6 protein-coding genes and 2 pseudogenes are annotated in these 7,384 nt (G+C 32.1%); all 8 read left to right on the plus strand.

Going from position 1 to position 7,384, the window contains the following annotated elements; all coding sequences use genetic code 11:
* Positions 1-190 precede the first annotated feature (190 nt).
* A complete protein-coding gene (gene mobV / locus KA883_RS07585; RefSeq protein ID WP_164810368.1) occupies positions 191-1,417 on the plus strand; it encodes a MobV family relaxase in 1,227 nt (408 codons plus the stop codon).
* A 238-nt stretch (positions 1,418-1,655) separates the two neighbouring features.
* Positions 1,656-3,032 carry a helix-turn-helix domain-containing protein gene (locus KA883_RS07590; RefSeq protein WP_164810367.1) on the plus strand — a complete coding sequence of 459 codons (1,377 nt, stop codon included), beginning with the start codon at positions 1,656-1,658 and terminating at the stop codon, positions 3,030-3,032.
* A 79-nt stretch (positions 3,033-3,111) separates the two neighbouring features.
* Positions 3,112-3,615, plus strand: coding sequence for a DUF536 domain-containing protein (locus KA883_RS07595; RefSeq protein WP_002402533.1), 504 nt, complete (start codon positions 3,112-3,114; stop codon positions 3,613-3,615).
* Between the two features lie 58 nt (positions 3,616-3,673).
* Positions 3,674-4,549, plus strand: a complete 876-nt coding sequence (locus KA883_RS07600) for a conjugal transfer protein (protein ID WP_210139937.1) — start codon at positions 3,674-3,676, stop codon at positions 4,547-4,549.
* A 283-nt stretch (positions 4,550-4,832) separates the two neighbouring features.
* Positions 4,833-4,910, plus strand: a complete 78-nt coding sequence (locus tag KA883_RS07605) for a tetracycline resistance determinant leader peptide (protein WP_078372222.1) — start codon at positions 4,833-4,835, stop codon at positions 4,908-4,910.
* Between the two features lie 15 nt (positions 4,911-4,925).
* A complete protein-coding gene (gene tet(M), locus KA883_RS07610; protein WP_000691736.1) occupies positions 4,926-6,845 on the plus strand; it encodes a tetracycline resistance ribosomal protection protein Tet(M) in 1,920 nt (639 codons plus the stop codon).
* Between the two features lie 118 nt (positions 6,846-6,963).
* A pseudogene (locus KA883_RS07615) lies at positions 6,964-7,094 on the plus strand (cysteine-rich KTR domain-containing protein).
* Positions 7,073-7,276, plus strand: a pseudogene (locus KA883_RS13600) (replication initiation factor domain-containing protein); the annotation flags it as partial. The pseudogenes KA883_RS07615 and KA883_RS13600, both read left to right, overlap by 22 nt.
* Positions 7,277-7,384: the final 108 nt, after the last annotated feature.

A 7,384-nucleotide genomic window follows, 5' to 3' on the forward strand; every position in this document is an offset into this window, starting at 1 on the left:
TTTGAATTTGGTTTTGAACTTATGGACTGATTTATTCAGTCCATTTTTTGTGCTTGCACAAAAACTAGCCTCGCAGAGCACGCGCATTAATGACTTATGAAACGTAGTAAATAAGTCTAGTGTGTTATACTTTACATGGAAGATATGTCCGTACATTGTAGCTACACTAGGTTTTTGAAGGAGTGATTTTATGTCAATGATAGTTGCAAGAATGCAAAAGATGAGAGCAGAAAACTTAATAGGAATTGGAAATCACAATCAGAGAAAAACAAAAAATCATTCTAATCCTGATATTGATACTTCTCTTTCTGAATTGAATTATGATTTAGTTAATCGTACTGAAAATTATAAAACTGATATAGAGAATTTTATAAATGAAAACAAATCTATCACCAGGGCAGTTAGAAAAGATGCAGTATTAATTAATGAGTGGATCATCACTAGCGACAGAAAATTTTTTGAAGATTTATCTGATGAAGATACAAAAGAATTTTTTATTTCTGCTAAAGAATATTTTGCAGAAAACTTTGGAGAAGAAAATATTAGATATGCGACAGTTCACCTAGATGAAACCACTCCACATATGCACTTAGGCATTGTTCCTTTTGATAAAGATAAAAAATTATCGGCTAAGAGAGTTTTTAATCGTGAAGCACTTCGTAATGTTCAAGAAGATTTACCAAAACATTTACAAGAAAAAGGTTTTGATATTAAAAGGGGTCTTGAAGGATCAGATAGAAAAAATCTAACTGTTCCTGAATTTAAAGAATTAAAAGAGAAAGAAAAAGAGATTGAAAGAGAGATTGATCGAAAGAAAAATGAATTAAAGGCTTACACTCAAGAAAATAAAATACCTAATAAAATTGATGTAACAATCACTAGAGAAACAAAAGATGTAAAAGTTCCAAGTGGTGAAAAATTTTTAGGACATGAATTTACTAAGACAGTAAAAAAGAAAACTGGAAATCTAATTATTTCAGAAGAAGATTTTTCAAAACTAGAACAAGCTTTAAAAACTGGCAGAGAAAAAGAAGAACAGTTAAATAAGATTTTAGATAGTGATATTCATAAAGAAAATAAAGAACTTAAAACTACAGTTAAAGATTTAAAGACTAAAACTAATGAAGTTATAAATGACTATAACTCACTTGTAAAAGATTATAACTCTTTAGTTGATGAGAATAAGGGTTTAAGAGCCACAGTAGGCAATTTAAAAGAAGAAATTAAGTTAATATACCAATCTACTAAAAGATTCTTAAAAGACCGTACAAGCGATTTAAAAGCCTTTAAAGAAGTATTTAAAGAGTTAGCAGATAGCATATCTAATAGTTCAAGAGAAAAGGGATTAGATAGTAACTTTAAGAAAGAATTTGATAAAGAAAACAAGAAAAACCGAACTAGAGGAATGAGTCGATAATTTTAGCATATGCTGTACACTCTGTAAACAATGTATACATTGTTTACAGAGTAAATTGAGTATACAGACTAAAAGTGTTCAAAAAATCTATTGATAATCTAAGTCCCCTAAGTAGTCTTTAGGGGTATCTTTTAAAAGAGTTAGAATTATGATATACTAAAAGTGTTCAATTAATCTATTGATAATCTAAGTCCCCCTAGTAGTCTTTAGGGGTATTGTTTTAAAAGGGGTGATTTATATGAGTAATAATATAAAAAATAAGAAGAAGAATTATAAGGAAGTAGAAGAGTTATTAGGTTTTCATTATGAAGAAATAGAAGGAAAAGAATTTTATAAATATATATTTCCTAACAATCAAGATGAAGGAGAAATGCCAGGAGATTATTCTAAGCCTAATGCTATTTATTTATATAAGGATCCTAAAGATGAAGGTACAGAAAGAAAGTTAAGAAGAAGAATCATGCTTAATGATACCTGGGAAGAAGATTATAAAGAGTTTGTAGAAGGTAATCCGATGACCTTATGTTCAGGTTTAGCTTATAGAGGTCGTGTAAATCGATTAGAGTATGCTCAACAGATGAATGCTTTAGTTTTTGACCTTGATGCAGTAGGTAAAAATGAGTTAATGAATTTTTTTTCAAGAATAGGTAAAAAACCAGGTCTTAGAACGCTCCCACAACCGACTTTTATTGTAATGAGTGGTACAGGTCTTCATATTTACTATGTATTTGAGAAACCGATTGATTTATATCCGAATATTAAGCTTCAGATGAAGCAGTTAAAGTATGATTTAACTTTTAAAATGTGGGAGTATAAGGCAACTTCACAAGAAAAGCAGATTCAGTATCAGTCAATTAATCAAGGCTTTAGAATGGTTGGATCGAGAAATGATAAGTATGATTTACCTGTAAAAGCTTTTAAAACTGGCGAGAGAGTTACTTTAGATTATATGAACTCTTATGCAGATGAAGAAAAGAATAGAGTAGATATAAATAAGCGATTTAGACCAACTCAATATACTTTAGAAGAAGCAGAAGAAAAGTTCCCAGAGTGGTATGAGAGAGTTATTGTTCAAGGAGATAAGAGAGCTAAAAGATGGGATATAAAGAGAGATCTTTATGATTGGTGGTTAAGACAAAGTTATAAGGTTAAGGGTGGTCATAGATATTTTTATTTAATGTGTATGGCAATTTATGCTGTAAAGTGTAATATTCCAAAAGAAGAAGTTCGAGATGATATGTATAAAATATTTGATGAATTAAAAGAAATAGAACATTCCAATCCTTTAGAAGAAGATGATATTAAATCGGCTTTAGAAACTTATGATAGACAATACTATAATTTTACCATTGATGACATTGTAAAATTAACAGATATTCCTATTGAAAAGAATAAAAGAAATTATAGAAAACAAGATTTTCATTTAAGGATAGCTAGAAATACATTAGAACTTATGAATGAAGAGAGTGGAGTGGTTTTACAAGGTAGACCTAAAGGTAGTGGAACAAAAGAAAATCTTGTTAAGGAATATTTAGAAGAAAATCCTGATCATACTCCAACAGAAATAGCTAAAAATTTAAAAATTAGTCGGACAACAGTTTATAAATATATTTAGTGGAGTGTACAGCACTGTACAATAGCGTACAACGATTTGTACATCATTATGATAGAATGATTTATAAGTGAGGTGGCATATGAAGGAGAAAATTTATACAATAAAAAACTTATGTGATGAATTAAATCAACCAAGACAAAAAGTAAGAAGAAGACTTGAAAAGCTTGAAATTAAAGCAATTAATAAAGATACAAGAATTTATGAAAATGAATCTCTGGAGTATGATCACCAAGCCTTTTTGAAATTAGCAGAAGAATTTGATGTACGAATTGATAATAAAGAGTGTACAGCAAGTGTACAACAGCGTACAACGAATGAACAGCACCGTACAGCAGAAGAAACAAGCAAAGATAAACTGATAAAGGTACTAGAAGAGCAGTTAGAAGAAGCGAATAAATCAAGAGCAAACTTAGAAAAACTTTTAGACCAACAACAACAGTTAACTTTGATTTCTAATAAAAAACTTGAATCATTGAAATTAGAACTTGAAGAAAAAGAATCAGAAACACAGATTGATGAAGGAATAAATAAAGAAGAAATGAAAAAAGATGAAAAAAAGAAGTGGTGGCAAATTTTTAGATAAATATAAAAGGAGAGAAATACTATGGCAGAAAATAAAAACCTTCGTCCCTTATTAAAATATCCAGGGGGAAAAGAAACCTCGTGTCTATAAGGTCAATCCTCATAAAAAGGTTGTGATTGCCTTGTGGGTATTTTTAGGGCTTAGTTTCAGCTTTGCGATATTCAAGCACTTTACAGCTATAGATACTCATACTATTCACGAAACAACTATCATAGAAAAGGAATACGTTGATACTCATCATGTAGAAAATTTTGTAGAGAACTTTGCGAAAGTCTACTATTCATGGGAGCAATCCGATAAGTCCATTGATAATCGAATGGAAAGTCTAAAAGGCTATCTGACAGATGAACTTCAAGCTCTCAATGTTGATACAGTACGCAAAGATATTCCTGTATCGTCTTCTGTAAGAGGATTTCAGATATGGACGGTAGAGCCAACTGGCGACAATGAGTTTAATGTAACCTACAGTGTAGACCAGCTCATTACAGAGGGAGAAAATACAAAGACCGTCCACTCTGCTTATATAGTGAGTGTCTATGTAGATGGTTCTGGAAATATGGTACTGGTTAAGAATCCGACCATTACCAACATACCTAAGAAATCAAGTTATAAACCAAAAGCCATTGAAAGTGAGGGGACGGTTGATTCCATTACAACCAATGAAATCAATGAGTTTTTAACGACGTTCTTCAAGCTCTATCCTACAGCGACAGCCAGTGAACTTTCCTACTATGTGAATGACGGGATATTAAAACCAATCGGAAAAGAGTACATCTTTCAAGAACTGGTAAATCCTATTCACAATCGTAAGGATAATCAAGTCACGGTATCGCTGACAGTGGAGTATATCGACCAGCAGACCAAAGCAACGCAGGTATCTCAATTTGATTTGGTACTTGAAAAGAACGGGAGTAATTGGAAGATTATAGAATAACAAATATTGGTACATTATTACAGCTATTTTGTAATCACGTACTCTCTTTGATAAAAAATTGGAGATTCCTTTACAAATATGCTCTTACGTTCTATTATTTAAGTATCTATTTAAAAGGAGTTAATAAATATGCGGCAAGGTATTCTTAAATAAACTGTCAATTTGATAGTGGGAACAAATAATTGGATGTCCTTTTTTAGGAGGGCTTAGTTTTTTGTACCCAGTTTAAGAATACCTTTATCATGTGATTCTAAAGTATCCGGAGAATATCTGTATGCTTTGTATGCCTATGGTTATGCATAAAAATCCCAGTGATAAGAGTATTTATCACTGGGATTTTTATGCCCTTTTGGGCTTTTGAATGGAGGAAAATCACATGAAAATTATTAATATTGGAGTTTTAGCTCATGTTGATGCGGGAAAAACTACCTTAACAGAAAGCTTATTATATAACAGTGGAGCGATTACAGAATTAGGAAGCGTGGACAAAGGTACAACGAGGACGGATAATACGCTTTTAGAACGTCAGAGAGGAATTACAATTCAGACAGGAATAACCTCTTTTCAGTGGGAAAATACGAAGGTGAACATCATAGACACGCCAGGACATATGGATTTCTTAGCAGAAGTATATCGTTCATTATCAGTTTTAGATGGGGCAATTCTACTGATTTCTGCAAAAGATGGCGTACAAGCACAAACTCGTATATTATTTCATGCACTTAGGAAAATGGGGATTCCCACAATCTTTTTTATCAATAAGATTGACCAAAATGGAATTGATTTATCAACGGTTTATCAGGATATTAAAGAGAAACTTTCTGCCGAAATTGTAATCAAACAGAAGGTAGAACTGTATCCTAATATGTGTGTGACGAACTTTACCGAATCTGAACAATGGGATACGGTAATAGAGGGAAACGATGACCTTTTAGAGAAATATATGTCCGGTAAATCATTAGAAGCATTGGAACTCGAACAAGAGGAAAGCATAAGATTTCAGAATTGTTCTCTGTTCCCTCTTTATCATGGAAGTGCAAAAAGTAATATAGGGATTGATAACCTTATAGAAGTTATTACTAATAAATTTTATTCATCAACACATCGAGGTCCGTCTGAACTTTGCGGAAATGTTTTCAAAATTGAATATACAAAAAAAAGACAACGTCTTGCATATATACGCCTTTATAGTGGAGTACTACATTTACGAGATTCGGTTAGAGTATCAGAAAAAGAAAAAATAAAAGTTACAGAAATGTATACTTCAATAAATGGTGAATTATGTAAGATTGATAGAGCTTATTCTGGAGAAATTGTTATTTTGCAAAATGAGTTTTTGAAGTTAAATAGTGTTCTTGGAGATACAAAACTATTGCCACAGAGAAAAAAGATTGAAAATCCGCACCCTCTACTACAAACAACTGTTGAACCGAGTAAACCTGAACAGAGAGAAATGTTGCTTGATGCCCTTTTGGAAATCTCAGATAGTGATCCGCTTCTACGATATTACGTGGATTCTACGACACATGAAATTATACTTTCTTTCTTAGGGAAAGTACAAATGGAAGTGATTAGTGCACTGTTGCAAGAAAAGTATCATGTGGAGATAGAACTAAAAGAGCCTACAGTCATTTATATGGAGAGACCGTTAAAAAATGCAGAATATACCATTCACATCGAAGTGCCGCCAAATCCTTTCTGGGCTTCCATTGGTTTATCTGTATCACCGCTTCCGTTGGGAAGTGGAATGCAGTATGAGAGCTCGGTTTCTCTTGGATACTTAAATCAATCATTTCAAAATGCAGTTATGGAGGGGATACGCTATGGCTGTGAACAAGGATTGTATGGTTGGAATGTGACGGACTGTAAAATCTGTTTTAAGTATGGCTTATACTATAGCCCTGTTAGTACCCCAGCAGATTTTCGGATGCTTGCTCCTATTGTATTGGAACAAGTCTTAAAAAAAGCTGGAACAGAATTGTTAGAGCCATATCTTAGTTTTAAAATTTATGCGCCACAGGAATATCTTTCACGAGCATACAACGATGCTCCTAAATATTGTGCGAACATCGTAGACACTCAATTGAAAAATAATGAGGTCATTCTTAGTGGAGAAATCCCTGCTCGGTGTATTCAAGAATATCGTAGTGATTTAACTTTCTTTACAAATGGACGTAGTGTTTGTTTAACAGAGTTAAAAGGGTACCATGTTACTACCGGTGAACCTGTTTGCCAGCCCCGTCGTCCAAATAGTCGGATAGATAAAGTACGATATATGTTCAATAAAATAACTTAGTGTATTTTATGTTGTTATATAAATATGGTTTCTTGTTAAATAAGATGAAATATTTTTTAATAAAGATTTGAATTAAAGTGTAAAGGAGGAGATAGTTATTATAAACTACAAGTGGATATTGTGTCCTGTATGTGGAAATAAAACACGATTAAAGATAAGGGAAGATACTGAATTAAAAAATTCCCCCTCTATTGTCCGAAATGCAGACAAGAAAATTTAATTGAAATAAAGCAATGGTTTACATGTTAATTCATGAAGAAGGCAAATGGGGAGAATTGAATAAGAGAACTAAATATAAATATAAAAAAATAATCAAAGAAATATCTCCAATTGATTTAACTGAAATAATGAAATTGACTTTACGAGAAAACGAAAAACAATTGCAAAAGCAGATTGATTTTTGGCATCGTGAATTTAGATTAAGGGAGTGAAAAAACAAAGAGGACTGAAAAACAAATTTTAAATTTAGATACTGAATTTGCTAATCAACGAATCAATTTAAAAATAATTGCTCTCGAGGGTTCAAGAACTAATGAAAA

Origin of the sequence: Staphylococcus sp. GDY8P54P (assembly GCF_017892645.1) — a bacterium.
Taxonomy (GTDB): domain Bacteria; phylum Bacillota; class Bacilli; order Staphylococcales; family Staphylococcaceae; genus Staphylococcus; species Staphylococcus ureilyticus.

Coding starts and splice junctions, on each gene's coding strand:
- mobV (WP_164810368.1), top strand. CDS start 191: ATGTCAATGATAGTTGCAAGAATGCAAAAGATGAGAGCAGAAAACTTA.
- KA883_RS07590 (WP_164810367.1), top strand. CDS start 1,656: ATGAGTAATAATATAAAAAATAAGAAGAAGAATTATAAGGAAGTAGAA.
- KA883_RS07595 (WP_002402533.1), top strand. CDS start 3,112: ATGAAGGAGAAAATTTATACAATAAAAAACTTATGTGATGAATTAAAT.
- KA883_RS07605 (WP_078372222.1), top strand. CDS start 4,833: ATGCCTATGGTTATGCATAAAAATCCCAGTGATAAGAGTATTTATCAC.